The 16,794-nt window shown below is 58.8% G+C and carries 16 protein-coding genes; 6 read left to right on the top strand and 10 right to left on the bottom strand.

The features are described from left to right. The first annotated feature begins 136 nt into the window (after nucleotides 1-136). The 3 genes from pfkA to AC0KVQ_RS03730 all read left to right on the top strand — a co-directional run bounded on the left by pfkA (nucleotide 137) and on the right by AC0KVQ_RS03730 (nucleotide 2,789). On the top strand, nucleotides 137-1,123 hold the full coding sequence (gene pfkA / locus AC0KVQ_RS03740; RefSeq protein ID WP_473419780.1) for a 6-phosphofructokinase: 987 nt from the start codon (nucleotides 137-139) through the stop codon (nucleotides 1,121-1,123). A gap of 62 nt (nucleotides 1,124-1,185) precedes the next feature. Beyond that, nucleotides 1,186-2,142 carry a tRNA dihydrouridine(20/20a) synthase DusA gene (dusA, locus tag AC0KVQ_RS03735; protein ID WP_473419939.1) on the top strand — a complete coding sequence of 319 codons (957 nt, stop codon included), beginning with the start codon at nucleotides 1,186-1,188 and terminating at the stop codon, nucleotides 2,140-2,142. Continuing rightward, nucleotides 2,142-2,789 carry a retropepsin-like aspartic protease family protein gene (locus AC0KVQ_RS03730; RefSeq protein WP_473419779.1) on the top strand — a complete coding sequence of 216 codons (648 nt, stop codon included), beginning with the start codon at nucleotides 2,142-2,144 and terminating at the stop codon, nucleotides 2,787-2,789. The genes dusA and AC0KVQ_RS03730 overlap by 1 nt, the downstream gene beginning before the upstream one ends. 19 nt (nucleotides 2,790-2,808) lie before the next feature. Here the strand turns inward: AC0KVQ_RS03730 and AC0KVQ_RS03725 are convergent, their stop codons facing one another. From AC0KVQ_RS03725 to norR, 4 genes are all read right to left on the bottom strand, one after another. Next, nucleotides 2,809-3,849 carry an FAD-binding oxidoreductase gene (locus AC0KVQ_RS03725; RefSeq protein WP_473419778.1) on the bottom strand — a complete coding sequence of 347 codons (1,041 nt, stop codon included), beginning with the start codon at nucleotides 3,847-3,849 and terminating at the stop codon, nucleotides 2,809-2,811. 607 nt (nucleotides 3,850-4,456) lie between these two features. Beyond that, on the bottom strand, nucleotides 4,457-6,121 hold the full coding sequence (hcp, locus tag AC0KVQ_RS03720) for a hydroxylamine reductase (RefSeq protein ID WP_473419777.1): 1,665 nt from the start codon (nucleotides 6,119-6,121) through the stop codon (nucleotides 4,457-4,459). Between the two features lie 177 nt (nucleotides 6,122-6,298). Next, nucleotides 6,299-7,807 (bottom strand): methyl-accepting chemotaxis protein, encoded by a 1,509-nt coding sequence (locus tag AC0KVQ_RS03715; protein ID WP_473419776.1) that lies wholly within the window; start codon nucleotides 7,805-7,807, stop codon nucleotides 6,299-6,301. A 108-nt stretch (nucleotides 7,808-7,915) separates the two neighbouring features. Continuing rightward, complete coding sequence (norR, locus tag AC0KVQ_RS03710) at nucleotides 7,916-9,460, bottom strand: nitric oxide reductase transcriptional regulator NorR (protein ID WP_473419775.1); 1,545 nt, start codon at nucleotides 9,458-9,460, stop codon at nucleotides 7,916-7,918. Between the two features lie 86 nt (nucleotides 9,461-9,546). On the opposite strand from norR, the gene rdgB reads away from it, so the two are divergent. From rdgB to hemW, 3 genes are read left to right on the top strand one after another with little or no spacing between them, the layout of a single operon-like run. Then, nucleotides 9,547-10,140 (top strand): RdgB/HAM1 family non-canonical purine NTP pyrophosphatase, encoded by a 594-nt coding sequence (gene rdgB, locus AC0KVQ_RS03705; RefSeq protein WP_473419774.1) that lies wholly within the window; start codon nucleotides 9,547-9,549, stop codon nucleotides 10,138-10,140. Continuing rightward, on the top strand, nucleotides 10,137-10,361 hold the full coding sequence (locus tag AC0KVQ_RS03700; protein WP_473419773.1) for a hypothetical protein: 225 nt from the start codon (nucleotides 10,137-10,139) through the stop codon (nucleotides 10,359-10,361). Before rdgB ends, AC0KVQ_RS03700 begins: the two co-directional genes overlap by 4 nt. Then, nucleotides 10,358-11,527 carry a radical SAM family heme chaperone HemW gene (gene hemW / locus AC0KVQ_RS03695; RefSeq protein ID WP_473419772.1) on the top strand — a complete coding sequence of 390 codons (1,170 nt, stop codon included), beginning with the start codon at nucleotides 10,358-10,360 and terminating at the stop codon, nucleotides 11,525-11,527. The genes AC0KVQ_RS03700 and hemW overlap by 4 nt, the downstream gene beginning before the upstream one ends. A gap of 522 nt (nucleotides 11,528-12,049) precedes the next feature. Here the strand turns inward: hemW and rlmH are convergent. The 6 genes from rlmH to AC0KVQ_RS03665 form a co-directional block, all read right to left on the bottom strand. Beyond that, nucleotides 12,050-12,520: a 23S rRNA (pseudouridine(1915)-N(3))-methyltransferase RlmH gene (rlmH, locus tag AC0KVQ_RS03690; RefSeq protein ID WP_473419771.1), complete on the bottom strand. Its 471-nt coding sequence runs from the start codon at nucleotides 12,518-12,520 to the stop codon at nucleotides 12,050-12,052. 63 nt (nucleotides 12,521-12,583) lie between these two features. Continuing rightward, entirely contained in the window at nucleotides 12,584-12,967 is a 384-nt protein-coding gene (gene rsfS, locus AC0KVQ_RS03685; RefSeq protein ID WP_473419770.1) for a ribosome silencing factor, read from the bottom strand. Between the two features lie 11 nt (nucleotides 12,968-12,978). Continuing rightward, nucleotides 12,979-13,602: a nicotinate-nucleotide adenylyltransferase gene (gene nadD, locus AC0KVQ_RS03680; protein ID WP_473419769.1), complete on the bottom strand. Its 624-nt coding sequence runs from the start codon at nucleotides 13,600-13,602 to the stop codon at nucleotides 12,979-12,981. A gap of 36 nt (nucleotides 13,603-13,638) precedes the next feature. Then, complete coding sequence (locus tag AC0KVQ_RS03675; RefSeq protein WP_473419768.1) at nucleotides 13,639-14,400, bottom strand: anaerobic ribonucleoside-triphosphate reductase activating protein; 762 nt, start codon at nucleotides 14,398-14,400, stop codon at nucleotides 13,639-13,641. Continuing rightward, complete coding sequence (gene nrdD, locus AC0KVQ_RS03670) at nucleotides 14,391-14,573, bottom strand: anaerobic ribonucleoside-triphosphate reductase (RefSeq protein ID WP_473419767.1); 183 nt, start codon at nucleotides 14,571-14,573, stop codon at nucleotides 14,391-14,393. The genes AC0KVQ_RS03675 and nrdD overlap by 10 nt, the downstream gene beginning before the upstream one ends. 57 nt (nucleotides 14,574-14,630) lie before the next feature. Further along, nucleotides 14,631-16,628, bottom strand: a complete 1,998-nt coding sequence (locus AC0KVQ_RS03665) for a ribonucleoside triphosphate reductase (protein ID WP_473419766.1) — start codon at nucleotides 16,626-16,628, stop codon at nucleotides 14,631-14,633. Nucleotides 16,629-16,794: the final 166 nt, after the last annotated feature.

The raw sequence follows: 16,794 nt of genomic DNA, 5'->3' as shown, positions 1-16,794 counted from the left end.
AAGCCGTTGCTGCCGAACCTGCAGAAATCATTCGGCATTGACCGCCGCCAACTGCATCGATCACCAACCGGGTGGATGAACGACGGCGGTGGTATGATTTTCAGCCATATCTATTCACCCCCGTCGAGGCATTTGCATGATCAAGAAAATTGGCGTCCTGACCAGTGGTGGGGACGCGCCAGGCATGAACGCGGCCATCCGCGCCGTGGTCCGGACTGGATTGACCAACGGTCTGGAAGTCTGCGGGATATATGACGGATATCACGGCCTGCACGCTGGGAAAATCGAAAAGCTCGAGCGCCAGAGCGTTTCCGACATCATCAACCGCGGCGGCACCATCCTGGGTACGGCACGCTTTCCGGAATTCAAGGAAGAAGCGGTTCGCCGTCAGGCCATCAGCAATCTTGAAGCACATGGCATCGAGGCACTGGTTGTCATTGGTGGCGATGGCTCCTACATGGGCGCCAAAGCGCTCAATGAAATGGGCTACCCGTGCATCGGCCTGCCAGGCACGATCGACAACGACATCGCCGGCACCGATTTCACCATCGGCTTTGACACCGCCCTGAACGTGGCCGTGGATGCGATCGACCGGCTGCGCGATACCTCGTCCTCGCACAAACGCATTTCGCTGCTGGAGGTGATGGGCCGGCATGCCGGCGACCTGGCCCTGTCGGCAGCCGTGGCCGGTGGTGCCGAAGCAGCCATCGTGCCGGAGCGTGGGCTGGACAAGATGGCGCTGTTCCGCAAGATCGAAAACGGCATTACCCGCGGCAAGCGCCATGCGCTGATCGTGATCTGCGAACACATCACCGATGTCAGCGCGCTGGCCAACCAGATCGAAGGGCGCACCGGCATCGAAACGCGTGCCACCATCCTTGGGCACATCCAGCGCGGTGGTTCGCCCACGGCACGCGACCGTATCCTGGCCAGCCGCATGGGTGCCTATGCTGTTCAGTTGCTGATCGAGGGCCATGGCGGGCGCTGCGTCGGCTTGCTGAACAATGCACTGGTGCACCATGACATCGTCGAATGCCTGACCAGCATGAAACGCCCTTTCGACCAGGACATGTACCAGCTCAGCCAATACCTGGACGGGTTCTCGCCCGTTGTTGCCCGATAAAGAACCCCTTAGTAGAAACCATGCAAGTGATAACCCCTTCCCGCCGCTTCACCGTGGCCCCGATGCTCGATTGGACTGACCGTTTTTACCGGCGCTTTGCGCGCGAAATCTCGCGCCATGCCTGGCTCTATACCGAAATGGTCACCACCGGCGCGCTGATCCATGGCGATCGCGAACGCTTCCTCAGATACGATCCGTGCGAGCACCCGCTGGCACTGCAACTGGGCGGATCGGATCCGGCCGATCTGGCGCAGTGCGCGCGCATGGCGCAGGAGTGGGGCTATGACGAGGTCAACCTGAATGTCGGCTGCCCCTCCGAGCGCGTGCAGAACGGCAGTTTCGGCGCCTGCCTGATGCTGGAGCCCGATCTGGTGGCCGATTGCGTCAAGGCCATGCGCGATGCCGTCAATATCGATGTGACGGTGAAACACCGCATCGGTATCGACAAGATCGAGGACTATGAATTCGTGCGCGATTTCATCGGCCGGATTCACGAGGCCGGCTGTACCACTTTTATCGTGCACGCGCGCAACGCGATCCTGAAAGGTCTCTCGCCCAAGGAAAACCGCGAGATTCCGCCGCTGAAATACGAATACGCCTACCAGCTCAAGCAGGATTTCCCGACGCTGGAGATCCTGATCAATGGCGGCATCACCACACACGAACAGATTGCCGAACACCTGCAGCATGTCGATGGCGTGATGCTCGGACGCGAGGCTTACCACAATCCGTGGATCATGGCCGAAGTGGATGCGCGCTATTACGGCGATGCGTATCCGCAGAAAACCCGCGAAGAAATCATGCTGGGCCTGCGCGACTACATCGAAGCCGAACTGGCCGATGGCCTGCCGCTGCGCCTGATCGCGCGCCACGTGCTGGGATTGTTTCAGGGACAGAAAGGTGCCAGGCAGTGGCGCCGGATGCTATCCGATGCCAAACTGCTCAAGGATGCCGATTTCGGCCTGATCGAACAGGCGCTGGCCCAAGTGGCAGCGAGCCGCAGACCCCGGGAGTTGTGATGAAACGCTTTGCCGCCGCTCTGGTTCTGCTGACCAGTCTGGCCACGTCGGCCACCGAATTGAACCTGGTCGCCATCATGGGTGAGCGCGCAATGGTGGAAATCAACGGCGGCAAGCCCAGATTGCTCGCACCAGGCCAGAGCGCCGATGGCGCCAGGCTGGTATCGGTGGCCAATGGTGCGGCGGTGTTCGACATCAACGGCCAGCGCAAGACACTGTCGATGGACAGCCGGGTTTTCCGCAGCAGCGGCACCACGCCCGGCAGCGAGGGCGATGGCAAGAAGATCATTCTGTTCGCCGATACCGGCGGGCATTTCTTTGCCAATATCACGATCAACGGCATGCCGTTCCGTGGCCTGATCGATACCGGCGCCACCTCGCTTGCCATGTCGGGCGTACAAGCCAGACAAGCCAGCATCGATCCGAAACGCGGTACGCCGGGCCATGTCCGCACCGCCGCCGGTGTGGTGCCGTACTACAAGCTCTCGCTCACCGAAGTGAAACTCGCCGGCATCACGCTCTACAACGTCGAAGCAGGTGTGACCGATGGCAGCTCGCCCGAAATCCCGCTGATCGGCATGAGCGTACTCAGCCGTTTCAGTATGGAACGCGACGGCGACAAGCTGATCCTGACCAAGCGCTTTTGATCGCCAGCAGCGAATCCAATCAACCCAGCGCAACCGTCACATCGCTCGTCACCGTACTGCTGCACGCCAGCACATAGCCCGCAGCCACTTCATCAGGCGTCAGCGGGACGGCGCTCGTGGATTCCACGATCCCGGAAAGCACCTTGCACTTGCACGAGCCGCACACGCCGGTACGGCAGGCACCGATGATCGGCAAGCCTTCACGCTCCATCACATCCAGCAAGGTCTCGCCTGTGGCGATTTCTGCCGATTTGCCGAAAGCCGGTACATTGAGCTCGAAGCGCGCCGCGTCGGCTGCGACCTCAGCCACAGTCGGCGTGAAGCTTTCGCGGTGAATCAGCGATTCCGGCATGCCTGCCGCCGTCAGCCATTCGGTCACGCTGTCCATATAGCCATCCTGCCCGCACAGCCAGGCCTGTGCCTGCTGTACTTCGGGCAGCAATGCCTGCAAGCGTTCGGCATCCAGCCGCCCCCGGTGGCAAGGGATCGTGCCCTGGGGCCGGGTCAGGAACAGGTGCAGATGGAAATTTGCATACTCATCCGCCAGCGCCAGCAGATCGCGTCCAAAAATGAAATCGGCTTCGCTGCGCGCGCTGTGGAAAAAATGGATCTGCACGTCCGCGCCGGTTTCCAGCAGCCAGCGCGACATCGATACCATTGGGGTGATGCCGCTGCCGGCCGAAAACAGTGCCAGAGTCTGCGGCACATCGGCGGACTTCAAGCCAAACTCACCCGCTGGCGCCAAGGCCGGCAGACTTATGCCGGCACGCCAGTTATCGAGCAGCCAGTTGGACACCAACCCACCCTGCACACGCTTGACCGTGATCGATAGCGTTTCCGGTTGGCTGGGGCTGGATGAAATCGAATAGGCGCGCCAGTGGGTACGGCCATCAATTTCGGCACCGACCGAGACAAACTGGCCAGGGAAATAGTCGAAACGCTGGCCTGTGGGGGCAGCCAGTTCGAAGGTGGCGCAATCGTGCGTTTCTTCGGTCCGCGCGATGCAGACCAGCGGGGTTTCGCCCTGCCAGACGGCAGGCAGTTCGATGGGTTTGTTCATGGTTCCGATAAACCTGTATTGGACAATTGCCTGTTCGTGCAATCGGAATGGTCTCGTAAGCCGTGACCCCGATTTTTATGCGCCTACGGCGCGCTGTTTTGGGTGCCGGTCGCGCCCGGCTTGGCGTGATACTTTCTTTGCTTCTGCTGTAGGTCGGGTTTTAACCCGACAGCAGCGGTATTGTGTCGGGTTAAAACCCGACCTACGGCATCGACAGCCAGAAGGGGGCTCAGGGTGTTCTTGCCAGCAATCGAGCAACTGATGCTGGCAAGAACACCCTTTCCCCTTGCTACGCCGAGCATCGCAGAAGATCGTGGGGTTTCGGCGAGGACTGTTTGAGCCCGCAGGGCGAGTTTCCCGAAAAGGGACTTGATTGGCTTTGCCAATCGTCGCCGCAGCCGCCGCGATCCTCGAGAAGCGCAAGGGAACCCGAAGGGCGTGGCAGCGGGGTCGCCTTGGGGGTGTCCCACAGGGACTCCCTTCGGTCGAAGGGGGCTTGGTGAAGCAAGCTCTTCCTGCCCGCCGGGCGGAACCGGCACTCAAAACCCGCGCCGCAGGCGCTAAGCATTACCGAGATTCCGGCCTGAGCCGGAAGAACGGCAAGGGCTTAGGCAGCCAGCATCTCTTCCAGATCTTCCTCAACCGACGTAATCAGCTTCAAACCAAACTGCTGATTCAGCACGCCAACCAGATTCGGGGTCAGGAAGCCCGGTGCGGTCGGGCCGACACGGATGTCCTTGATGCCCAGTGACAGCAGCGTCAACAGAATCACGATGGCCTTCTGCTCGAACCACGACAACACCAAGGAAAGCGGCAGATCGTTCACGCCGCACTCGAAGGCATCGGCCAATGCCAGCGCCAGCTGGATCGCAGAGTAGGCATCGTTACACTGGCCAATATCCAAGAGGCGCGGAATGCCGTTGATATCACCCAGCTCCTTGGTATTGAAACGGAACTTGCCGCAAGCCAGCGTCAGGATCACCGTATCTTTCGGCGCAGCTTCGACCAGATCGGCGTAGTAGCTACGCTCCTTCTTGTCGCCGTCGCAACCACCGACGAGGAAGAAGTGCTTGATATTGCCTGCCTTGACCTGCTCTATCACCGCAGGTGCGGCACCCATCAGCGCATTGCGCGCAAAGCCGGTGGTCGAGTAGACCGGCGCAGCATCTTCGACAAACCCTGGCTGTGCCAGCGCAGCTTCGATCGCAGCACTGAAATCGTCGCCCTCGATATGGGTTACCCCCGGCCAGCCAACAATGCTGCGGGTAAAGATACGCGCGCCGTACTGGCCGACGTTCGGATCGATCATGCAGTTGGAAGTCATCACGATCGCGCCGGGGAACGCGGCGAATTCCTTCTGCTGGTTCTGCCAGGCCGTACCGTAATTGCCAACGAGATGCTTGTATTTCTTGAACGCCGGGTAAGCATGCGCCGGCAGCATTTCGCCGTTGGTATAGACGTTGATACCCTTGCCTTCGGTCTGCTGCAGGATCATTTCCAGGTCATGCAGGTCATGGCCAGACACCACTATGGCCTTACCGGCAACCGGACGCATATTCACACGGGTCGGTTCCGGATGGCCGAAGGTATCGGTTTCACCCTTGTCGAGCATGGCCATGATCTTGTAGTTGAGTTGGCCAATGTCCATCGCGCATTGGAACAGCGAAGCCATGTCGGCCGGATTGGTACCGAGGAAGGCCATGAATTCGTGGTACTTGCCAGCAACTTCCGCATCAGTCTGACCGAGAACGCGGGCGTGTTCCATATAGGCGGCTGCACCCTTCAAGCCATAGAGGCACAAGAGACGCAGGCCGATGATATCTTCGCCTACTTCGTTCTTCTGGCGATTCAACGCAAACTGCATCGCATCGGACAGCATCACGGTCTTGGCATCCGGCAGTTTGTAGTGTGCGGCTGGTGGCAAAGTCTCCACAGCCACGCCTTGTGCTGCGCAGGCAGCTTCATAACGAGCGCGAAGATCGTTGCGATAGGCATCAGCACGGCGGCTGAAATCGATGATACGCTCGGCATCGAAGTTCACGTTGGTCAGGGTCGAGAAGAAAGCTTGCGGGGCGTAGGCATCGATCTCGGTATCGATCACACCTACCTTGCGAGCGGCAACGGCGTAGGTCGATACGGCTTGCAGTAGGTGAACCAGCATATCCTGCAGATCGGAAACTTCACTGGTCTTTCCACACATACCGCGCGCATAGCTGCAGCCGGCAGTGCCTTGAGGGGTACGGATGGTATGTTCACATTGCACGCAAAACATCTGTTTGACTCCAAGCTAATCAGGATAATGACTTCATCCAATTAGCGAGAAGCGTGCCAGAACAACAACCCTATGATTTATATGAATTTCTTATTTTACAAACCCAGGCGAGAGTCATAAAGACACGCGCCCAGGTTGGGTAAAATTGACTCAATGAGTCAAAATGACACAACAGTCTTACAGGGTAAAGTGACTGAGCGCCTGTGTCAGCTGTACAGCACTACGATCCAGATCGCGCGACTCTGAGGCAATTTCATTCGTAGCTGCCGAATTTCTGTCCGTCATATTTACGACCTGCTCGACATGCTTGGCAATCTCCTGTGTTGCAGCCCCCTGCTCACGCAAGGCTTCAGAAATTTGCTCAACCACGCCACCAACCTGCATTACTTTCTGGGTAATATCATCAATCGCGACGCCCGCTGCCTGAGCATGCTCGACCCCTGCGCTCACCTTGCTGACCGCCTCGTCAATGCTTCCCAGCATACTATCCTTGGTATTGCGCATATCGCTCATCATGACAGCAATTTCGCTAGTAGCCTCGGTTGTCCGCTCTGCCAACTTCCTGACCTCATCCGCAACGACTGCAAAACCACGTCCGAGCTCGCCTGCGCGCGCCGCCTCAATCGCCGCATTCAGCGCCAGCAAATTGGTTTGATCCGCAATATCCTTGATGATATTAACCGCGACACTGGCCTTTTCAGACTTATCGCCCAATTCTTCGACTCGTACCAAAACCTGACGAATCACCTCTGCAATCGCAGCCATTTCACTCGCGGCACGTTTGATCACATCACTGCCACCACTCGCGGCACGCTTTGATTCATCAGCCAGCATATAGGCATTGTCGATGCTATCCGTGATATGGGAAGCCGACACCGACAACTCCTCCACAGCACTGGCCATGGCCGTTGTAGATTCCTGTTGTGTCTGCGTGCCCAAGGCAATCTCCGCAGAAGCTTGATGCATCCGAGCTGAAAGCTGCTTGAGATCTGCTGCGGTCTGCGTTACCTCATCCAGAGTATGACGCAAGGCTTGCTGCATGCTGGCCACATTCTGCAAAAGCGGGGAGTCGCTGGCGCCTTCCAGTACGTAATTTATTCGGCCAGCGGCGGCCTCGCGAGCAAAACTCGATACTTCCATGCTGTCTTCGACCATTCTGCGTAGCATGATGGCGATATAGCAGAGCACCCCTGTTTCAACTACAACAAAAGCGGCATGGACCAATACCCGCAAATAACCATGATCGTGAGTTGGAAACACATACACCGGATACGATGCACCTTGCAGGTAACAGAAAAGCAAATGATGAACAGCAATCACCCCGGCAGCCAGAATCAAAGGGCGCCAATCACAGTACAACACGAGAAATGCGAGTAGAACGAAAATACCGAAATGCGCCTCGATTTGTCCCTGCGCTTGCTGAATCATAAGCGCTGAAAAAACCATCAAGGCTACGGCCACAGCCAATCTCGCAGGCATGCTTCCTGGACTGAGACGATAAAGGGCGACAGGAAGAAGAGTTGCCACTGCGCCCACGATCAGAGCAAGCCCCCAGGTATCCGTAAACAATCCATAGACGACAGAACCCAGCCACAGCAGCCCTAGCGTAACCAGAAAAATCCGGTCAGCTCGCGCACGAAATGCCTGCAAAGTAAGTGTTTGCACCGCATCAGACGGATTATTCACAGTGATTTACCCCTCGACTATATGTACACATCCCTGTCAGCCCACACATGGCTACAGCACCATTACTTACAAAAATTGCATATTAGCAGAGACTGCATGCACTCGGACTCATAACCCCAAGCGCTTGGCCAGCCGTAGCAGATTAGCGCGATCGACGCCCAACTGCTTGGCAGCCTGGCTCCAGTTGCCATGATTGATAGTCAACGCGGCCTGAATGCGCTGGCGCTGATAGGCATCCACGCCTTCCCGCAGCGACAAATCTTCCGCCACCACCGCTGATACCGGCACACCGCCGACTTCTTGCACCTCAGCCTGGATCGGCAGGCCCAGATCATCCGGGCGCAGCATGGCGCGTTCGTTATCACGCTGTACCGCCTTCAGGCTGGCGCGCAGCAGCAGGTGCTCGAATTCGCGCACATTGCCGGGCCAGTCGTAAGCCTGTAGCGCCGCCAACGCATGCGGATGCAGATCGATGCGCGGCACCCCCAGCTTGTGGCGGGCAGCATCGAGGAAATACCCGGCCAGGGCGGCCAGGTCTTCCTTGTGGCGGCGCAAGGGAGGTACGGCAATCGGGTAGACATGCAGGCGATGATAGAGATCGGCCCGGAAACGCCCGGCCTCGACTTCATGCAGCAGATCGCGGTTGGTGGCGGCGATGATGCGCACGTTCACGCGTATCACCTCGTCCGCGCCCACGCGCTGGATTTCGCCCTGCTGCAAGGCGCGCAGCAACTTGGCCTGCAGGCTGAGCGGCAATTCGCCGATTTCATCCAGAAACAGCGTACCGCCGTGCGCCAGCTCGAACTTGCCGGCGCGCTCGCTCACCGCACCGGTGAACGCACCTTTCTTGTGGCCGAAAAGTTCGCTTTCCGCAACCGACTCAGGCAAGGCGGCACAATTGATCTGCACCAGCGCCTGCTCGGCCCGTGCCGACAACGCATGCACGGTACGCGCCACCAGCTCCTTGCCGGTACCGGTCTCACCCGTGATCAACACTGCCAGATCGGTTGCCGCCACCATGGCGATTTCCTGGCGCAGATTTCCCATCGCCGGGCTATTGCCGATCAGATTGCCTTCGCGCCGCAGCGCTTCCTGCATCAGATCGCGTGCAATGGCGCGCTGGCGTTCGCTCGCCTGCTCCAATGCCCGGATCAGCGCCACATTGCGCAAAGTCGCCGCTGCCAGCGCGGCAAAGGCCGCCACGGTGGAATCGGGCAAGCGATCGAAGGCATGCTGATCGAGTGCATCGAGCGTGAGCACGCCCACCAGTTCCTGATCAACATGCAGGCTGCAGCCCATGCAGGCATGTACCGGCTGCTCACGCTCGGTATCGATCGCCATCAGGCCATCAAACGGATCAGGCAGATCGCAATCGACGGGGAAACGCACCGGTCGCGCCGCCTGCAGAATGGCATCCAGACGCGGATGCGCGGCAGGATCAAAGCGCCGCCCCATCAGATCTGGCGCTAGGCCATGGCTGGCCACCGGCACCAGCACTCCATCCTGCAGATGCAGCAAGGACACTGCATCGCAAGGCAGCACGGTGCCGATGGCGGAAACCAGGCGCTGAAACTGCACTTCGCCCGGCATGGTATTGGAGAGATCGACGGCAATCTGCCACAGGGCGCGGTCGATGGCTTGCTGGAAAATCATGGCGGTACAAGTTGATCAAAACGGTCGGCCAATCATATAGCCAAACGGGTAAACTTGCAGGCTGTCATGCACACCCCTGTCCTGCCATGAAAAAAATCGTTCTCGCCAGCAATAACGCTGGCAAATTGCGTGAATTCGCCCGCCTGTTTGCCGATCTCGACATTGAAATCATTCCGCAAGGCCAGTTGGGCGTTTCTGAAGCCGAAGAGCCGCACGCCACCTTCGTCGAAAACGCACTGGCCAAGGCGCGCCACGCCGCACGCAGCACCGGCCTGCCCGCGCTGGCGGACGACTCCGGCATCTGCGTGCATGTGCTCGGCGGCGCGCCGGGCGTCTACTCGGCGCGCTTTGCCGGCGAGCCCAAATCCGATGCGCGCAACAATGAAAAGCTGGTCTCCGCGCTCATCGGCCAGACCGACCGCCGTGCGTTCTACTACGCCGCGCTGGTGCTGGTACGCCACGCCGACGATCCGCAGCCAGTCATTGCCGATGGCTTTCTGGATGGCGAGATCAGCGAAATACCACAGGGTGATGGCGGCTTTGGCTACGATCCGTACTTCTTCCTGCCGCAGTTCGGCAAAACCGTCGCCCAGATCAGCGCCGAGGAAAAAAGCCTGATTTCGCATCGAGGCAAGGCCCTGCGCGAGCTGATTGCCAAGTTGAAGGAGCATGGGTTGTGAACAACGACGAAAAGCGCTGGGCCGTGTGGCTGCGCGATGATGGCTCGGTGGTTTCCTGCACCGAGAAAGTCAAGGTCATGAACGAGAACCTGGACGAACTGCAGCAGATGGCGCAGGACCTGTTCGAGGATGCCCTGCTGATGGAAGTCTCGGAAATCCAGATCCGCGAGGTTCTGCACGGGCTGGTGGGCAAGCTGGTGAATCCATACGGGAAATTATGAAACCCCTGTCTACCGGCCACTGGTCGCTGCCGATCCTGCCGCCGCTCTCGCTCTACATCCACTTCCCTTGGTGCATCCGCAAGTGCCCATACTGCGATTTCAATTCGCATGCGGTGAAAAGCGGCCTGCCGGAAGAGGAATACATCGACGCGCTGATTGCCGATCTCGAACACGCCTTGCCGCTGTTCTGGGGAAGGCCGATCCTGACCATCTTCATGGGTGGCGGCACACCGAGCCTGTTTTCCGCCGCGGCGATCAGCCGTTTGCTCGATGCGATCCGCGCCCGCACGCGCCTGCTGCCGGAAGCCGAGATCACGCTGGAAGCGAACCCCGGCACCTTCGAGGCCGAGAAATTCGCTGGCTACCGCGAAGCCGGCATCAACCGGCTATCGATCGGCATCCAGAGCTTCAACGACCGCCACCTGCAAGCGCTAGGCCGCGTGCACAACTCGATTGAGGCGCACAAGGCGATCGAGATCGCGCGCGCGACCTTCGACAACTTCAATCTGGATTTGATGTACGCGCTGCCGCAGCAAACGCTGGCCGAGGCGCTGGCGGATATCGATTTGGCAATCGCCTCCGGCTCGACGCATATTTCCGCCTACCACCTGACGCTGGAACCCAATACCGCCTTCGCCGCCGCCCCGCCGCCGCTGCCGGACGACGACCTTTCCGCCGACATGCAGGAAGCCATCGAGGCGCATCTGGCCGCCGCCGGTTTCGAGCATTACGAAACCTCGGCCTTTGCCCGACCGGGCCGGCGTACACGCCACAATCTGAACTACTGGCAGTTCGGCGATTACGTAGGCATTGGTGCCGGCGCACATGGCAAGATCAGTTTCCCGGATCGCATCGTGCGACAGGCGCGTTATCGCCATCCGACCGAATACCTGCGCGCCATCGGGCAGGGTTCGGCCATCCAGAGCGAGGAAGTGGTGCCGCACGAGCAACTGCCGTTCGAATTCATGCTCAACGCACTGCGCCTGACCGAAGGATTCGAGCTTTCACTTTTCACCGAGCGCACGGGCCTGCCATTGACCACGGTGCTGGCTGAATTCGACCGTGCCGAAAAGGAAGGCCTGCTCGCCCGCGACCATTTGCGGGCCTGGCCGACGGCCAAGGGGCAGCGCTATCTGAATGCCTTGCTGGAGCGCTTTCTGCCTTGAAATAAGCATCTCGCCGGCCCCAGGGCATGATCCAGCAGTTTCAAGCGCCTGACATCGCGATCAGTCGATCGCAAAGCATGTTGGGCTTCATTTCATTCAGCCCAACCTACACCTGCGCTTCTTGCAGCTCCCCATTGTTGCACCAAAATTCGCAGAAACACCCTAACCCCCTGCAAGGCCGCCGAGGAGCGGAGCGAGACCCTTGGCTCGCGACCGACGCAGGACACCCCGGAGGGGCGGCCGCCTGGGGGCTGCTTTCTTTGGATACTTTCTTTGGATACTTTCTTTGGATACTTTCTTTGGATACTTTCTTTGGATACTTTCTTTGGATACTTTCTTTGGATACTTTCTTTGGATACTTTCTTTGGATACTTTCTTTGGATACTTTCTTTGCAGAAGCAAAGAAAGTATCACGCCGTGCCGGGCGGAACCGGCACCCAAATGCCGGCGCCGCAAGGCGCATAAGAAAGCCGTCTTTCGACGGCTTCAACATCACTCATCGGTAGACGCAGCCGCCTGCCTTCATTCGCGGTGATAGGGATGGTTATTCAAGATCGACACCGCCCGATACAGCTGCTCCGCCAGCAGCACCCGCACCATCCCGTGTGGCAAGGTCATCGCCGACAATTGCAGCAACTGATCAGCGCGCTGCTTCACGCTCGGGTCCAGCCCATCGGTGCCGCCGATGATGAACACCGTATCGCGCCCATCGCGCTGCCACGTTTTCATCTGCTCGGCCAGTTTCATGGTTGTCCAGTTCGCACCGCGCTCGTCCAGCGCCAGCACGCGCGCATCGTTCGGGATCGCGGCGAAAATGCGCTCGGCCTCTTCCGCCATCACCTGCTGTGGCGTCCGCCCGGCATTGCGCTTGTCTGGCTTGAGCTCGATCAGTTGCAACGGAAAATCGCGCGGCATGCGCTTGGCAAATTCCTCGTAACCCTCGGAAATCCAGTCCGGCATCTTGTGGCCGACCGCGATCAGGTAAAGCTTCATGGCTGACTCGCAAAAACAAGAAACCCCAGCAAAGTGCCGGGGTTCGGTGAGCGGAAAATCCAATCAATCCTGCTTGTCGACCGCGCTCCAGGCCTTGCCCAGCGGGTTGAAGACTGGCTTCTGGCCACCCCAGAGCTGTTCCAGATCGTAGTAATCGCGTACTGCCGGCAGCATCACATGCACGATCACCGAGCCGGCATCGACCAGTACCCACTCGCCGTATTCTTCGCCTTCGGTGCTGACGATATCGTAGCCCTTGGCCTTGAGCTCTTCACGCACGTTATTGGCCAGCGCACGCACCTGACGGTTGGAATCGCCGGTGGCAACGATCATGCATTCAAACAGATCGGTCAGTTTGGTGGTATCGAGCGACAGGATATCCTTGCCCTTCACGTCTTCGAGTGCGGCGACGGCAACATCGCGCATTTGCTTCACAATTTCTTCCATGCATTCATCCGTTATCGGTAATAACCGGACTGGCGCAACTGCGCCGCGACCGGGGTCAACGCGCTGACATCCTCACCTTTTGCCAGCTTCATCCGGATCTCGGTCGAAGAAAAAGGCAGCAGCGGCATTGGCAAAACACTGATTCTACCTTTCCCGAGCGATTCGGGCGAAGCAGAAACTGCACGAGCGGCAAATTCATGCGCCACCGCCGGCGGCAAATCGGCCAGATCGAAGCCCGGCCGGGCCGCAACCACCAGATGTCCGGCCTCGAGCAAATCGTACCAGCGGCGCCATTTGTCCAGATAATTGAGCGAGTCGCCACCGATCAGCCACACCAGCAGGGTACCGGGACGCTCGCGCTGGATTTCATGCAGCGTATCGACGGTATAGCAATAGCCTTCACGCCGGACTTCGCGATCATCGGCCACCAGCCCCGGCTCATCGTCCAGCGCCATCTGCACCCAGGCCAGGCGCTGCTGCGGTGTGACCGCGGAAGCTTCGCGATGCGGCGGCTGCCCGGTGGGAATCAGGCGTACCTCTTCCAGCGCAAAGGTCGCGCGCAAGGTACGTGCCATGGCCAGATGGCCGAAATGAATCGGATCGAACGAACCGCCGAAGATGCCGATGGTGTGCATGATTTTTCCTGCAGCCCCGAACAAGGGCCATTGATGCTAACGCAGACTGAAATGCGGGAAAAGTCCGCGCAGGGCATCCAGGGTTTCGGCAGCCGGGTAATCTGCAGAGGGCTGATTGGCCAGCAAGCCCGCATCGTTGCAACCGTGCGGGCGAAATTTTTGCACTGCGTAATGCGCTACGCCCGCCGCCGACAAGCGCCGGCCGATCTCCAGCAGATCGGCATCGCTGAGCAAGGCCGGATGTGCGGTGGTGCGGCATTCAAACGCCACGCCACTGTCGATCACGGCCAGCAGCGATTGGCTGGCGGCATCGCCACTGCGTGGAATTCGCGTGATACGAGGGTAATGCTCGAAAGGCGCCTTGACATCGAACCCCACCCAGTCGACCAGCGGCAGGCATTCGCGCAAACGCGCCGGGTAGCCGCCACCGGTATGCAGCGCCACGCCAAAACCCATGGTCTTCACCTGCGCCAGCATTTCCGGCAGGCGTGGCTCGGCCAGCGGTTCACCACCGCACACGACCAGGCCATCAAGCAAGCCGCGCCTCGTTTCCAGCCAGGCCAGCACATCATTCCAGGCGGGGTCTCCCGATTCCTTGGTGCGTTTTTGCAGGTGCGGATTGTGGCAGTAGTGGCAACGCCAGGGACAACCGGATACAAAGACCACTGCCGCCAGCCTGTCCGGCCAATCGCAACTGGAAAAGGGCACAAAGCCCCCGAGCTTGGGCAGCCGGGGGCCTTCGTGCACGTCAGTGCGATCGTCAGTGCCAGCTATGACGGTATCCTGGCTTAACGGCATTGGCATTCCGTGAAAAACTTGCGCTCGGCAAATTCCGATTTCTTGCCAACATTGAAGGCGGAAACCGGGCGGTGATAGCCCATCACGCGAGTCCAGACTTCGCAGCGGGTACGCTCTTCGTCTTTCAACACCACGGTGGCTTGTGCCTGCTCCTTCACTGCGGTTACGGTCATTTCTTTTCTCCAGTTGTTTTGGTCAAAGCGAGGAAAAACAACACCTCAGTATCTCGATTAGCAGCAGGATTCCCGCCGCTTTCTGGCGATCAGCTCTTCATCGCATTTAGGGCAGAACTCGTGATGGCCGGAAATATAGCCATGTTTCGGGCAGATCGAGAAGGTCGGCGAAATCGTGATATAGGGCAGGCGGAAATTCTTCAGTGCGCGGTAAACCAGTTGCTTGCACGCCGCGGCACTGGAAATGGCCTCGTTCATGTACAGATGCTGCACCGTTCCACCCGTGTATTTGCGCTGCAGCTCTTCCTGGCGCGCCAGTGCTTCGAACGGATCATCGGTAAAGCCCACCGGCAATTGCGACGAATTGGTGTAATACGGCGCATCCGCAGTCCCTGCTTGCAGGATAGTCGGATAACGCTTTTTGTCTTCCTTGGCAAAGCGATACGTGGTGCCTTCGGCTGGCGTGGCTTCCAGATTGTAAAGGTGGCCGGTTTCTTCCTGGAATTCGGTCATTTTGGCGCGGATATGATCGAGCAGCTTCACGGCAAGGGCATGCCCGGCCTGCGTCGTGATGTCGTCCTGATCCTGCGTAAAGTTGCGAACCATTTCGTTGATGCCATTCACACCGATGGTGGAGAAATGATTGCGCAAGGTGCCAAGGTAACGCTTGGTGTACGGGTAGAGGCCCGACTGGATCAGGCGCTCGACGATCTTGCGCTTGATTTCCAGCGACTGCCTGGCAAGCTCGAGCAATTCGTCGACGCGCGCAAACAGGCCATGTTCGTCGCCCTTGAATTCAAAACCGATGCGGGCACAGTTGAGTGTCACCACCCCAAGCGAGCCGGTCTGCTCGGCCGAGCCGAACAGTCCGTTGCCGCGTTTCAACAACTCGCGCAGATCGAGCTGCAGGCGGCAGCACATCGAACGCACCATCTGCGGTTCCAGATCGGAATTCAGGAAATTCTGGAAATAGGGCAGGCCATATTTGGCCGTCATCTCGAACAGCAGATCGGTATTCGGGTGATCCCACGGGAAATCGTCGGTGATGTTGTAGGTCGGGATCGGGAAGGTGAACACGCGGCCCTTGGCATCACCCTCCATCATCACTTCGATATAAGCGCGGTTGATCATGTCCATCTCGGCCTGCAGCTCGCCATAGGTGAACGGCATTTCCTCGCCGCCGACATACGGAATCTGCTCGCGCAGATCTTCCGGACAGATCCAGTCGAAAGTCAGGTTGGTAAACGGCGTTTGCGTACCCCAGCGACTCGGCACGTTCAGGTTGTAGATCAACTCTTGAATGAATTGTTTGACCTGGGTATAGCTCAGCTTGTCGGTGCGCACGAATGGCGCCATATAGGTATCGAACGAGCTGAACGCCTGCGCACCGGCCCATTCGTTTTGCAAGGTGCCAAGAAAATTGACGATCTGCCCCACGGCGGCGGAAAAATGCTTGGGCGGCTTGGCTTCCACCTTGCCCTGCACGCCATTGAAGCCTTCATGCAGCAGGCGGCGCAACGACCAGCCGGCACAATAGCCCGACAGCATGTCGAGATCATGGATATGCAGGGCACCCGAACGATGCGCCGCGCCGATTTCCGGCGGGTAGACATGATTGAGCCAGTAATTGGCGATCACCTTGCCGGAAGTATTCAGGATCATGCCGCCAAGGCTCCACCCCTGGTTGGCGTTGGCATGCACGCGCCAATCGGATTGATCGAGGTATTCGTTGATGCTCGATTCGACATCCACCACGGTACGGATGTCATTGCGCAAGCGTGCGTGCTGGCTGCGGTAGGCAATATAGGCGCGGGCGGTCTTGATGTGATGCAGGCCGAGCAGCGTTTCTTCGACCACGTCCTGGATGGTTTCAATGGCAGGGGTGATATCGCGCGGCAGTTGTTCGACCACAAGCAGGGCCAGGCGATCGGCCTTGGCTTCGTCGAACTCGCCGGTAACGGCACCGGCTTTGGCCAGGGCAGCGGCAATCTTCCTGATATCAAACGGCACAACTCGACCGTCACGCTTGAGAATGTATTGCGGCTGCCTGTCCATCGCCCCTCCTCTAGTGGTTTTCCTCCGTATAGAAACACAATATATTGTGCCAACTCACCCATCGCGACACCAAATAAAGTGCGATTGATGATGATCAATTCCTGACTCGACACTTCCCAAAGCATTCCCAGCTTATCCCCAGAGATATCGACAGATGCACCGGCAG

This window comes from Formivibrio sp. oc-25 (assembly GCF_055810895.1).
This window is presented reverse-complemented; position numbering and strand designations above follow the sequence as displayed.

Excerpts from the sequence above, each read along its gene's own strand:
- rsfS (WP_473419770.1), bottom strand. The coding sequence starts at position 12,967 with ATGGAAGAAATTGTGAAGCAAATGCGCGATGTTGCCGTCGCCGCACTC.
- rlmH (WP_473419771.1), bottom strand. The coding sequence starts at position 12,520 with ATGAAGCTTTACCTGATCGCGGTCGGCCACAAGATGCCGGACTGGATT.
- hcp (WP_473419777.1), bottom strand. The coding sequence starts at position 6,121 with ATGTTTTGCGTGCAATGTGAACATACCATCCGTACCCCTCAAGGCACT.
- AC0KVQ_RS03665 (WP_473419766.1), bottom strand. The coding sequence starts at position 16,628 with ATGGACAGGCAGCCGCAATACATTCTCAAGCGTGACGGTCGAGTTGTG.
- norR (WP_473419775.1), bottom strand. The coding sequence starts at position 9,460 with ATGATTTTCCAGCAAGCCATCGACCGCGCCCTGTGGCAGATTGCCGTC.
- AC0KVQ_RS03730 (WP_473419779.1), top strand. The coding sequence starts at position 2,142 with ATGAAACGCTTTGCCGCCGCTCTGGTTCTGCTGACCAGTCTGGCCACG.
- AC0KVQ_RS03675 (WP_473419768.1), bottom strand. The coding sequence starts at position 14,400 with ATGCCGTTAAGCCAGGATACCGTCATAGCTGGCACTGACGATCGCACT.
- AC0KVQ_RS03725 (WP_473419778.1), bottom strand. The coding sequence starts at position 3,849 with ATGAACAAACCCATCGAACTGCCTGCCGTCTGGCAGGGCGAAACCCCG.
- hemW (WP_473419772.1), top strand. The coding sequence starts at position 10,358 with ATGAAACCCCTGTCTACCGGCCACTGGTCGCTGCCGATCCTGCCGCCG.
- dusA (WP_473419939.1), top strand. The coding sequence starts at position 1,186 with ATGCTCGATTGGACTGACCGTTTTTACCGGCGCTTTGCGCGCGAAATC.
- nrdD (WP_473419767.1), bottom strand. The coding sequence starts at position 14,573 with ATGACCGTAACCGCAGTGAAGGAGCAGGCACAAGCCACCGTGGTGTTG.
- rdgB (WP_473419774.1), top strand. The coding sequence starts at position 9,547 with ATGAAAAAAATCGTTCTCGCCAGCAATAACGCTGGCAAATTGCGTGAA.
- pfkA (WP_473419780.1), top strand. The coding sequence starts at position 137 with ATGATCAAGAAAATTGGCGTCCTGACCAGTGGTGGGGACGCGCCAGGC.
- nadD (WP_473419769.1), bottom strand. The coding sequence starts at position 13,602 with ATGCACACCATCGGCATCTTCGGCGGTTCGTTCGATCCGATTCATTTC.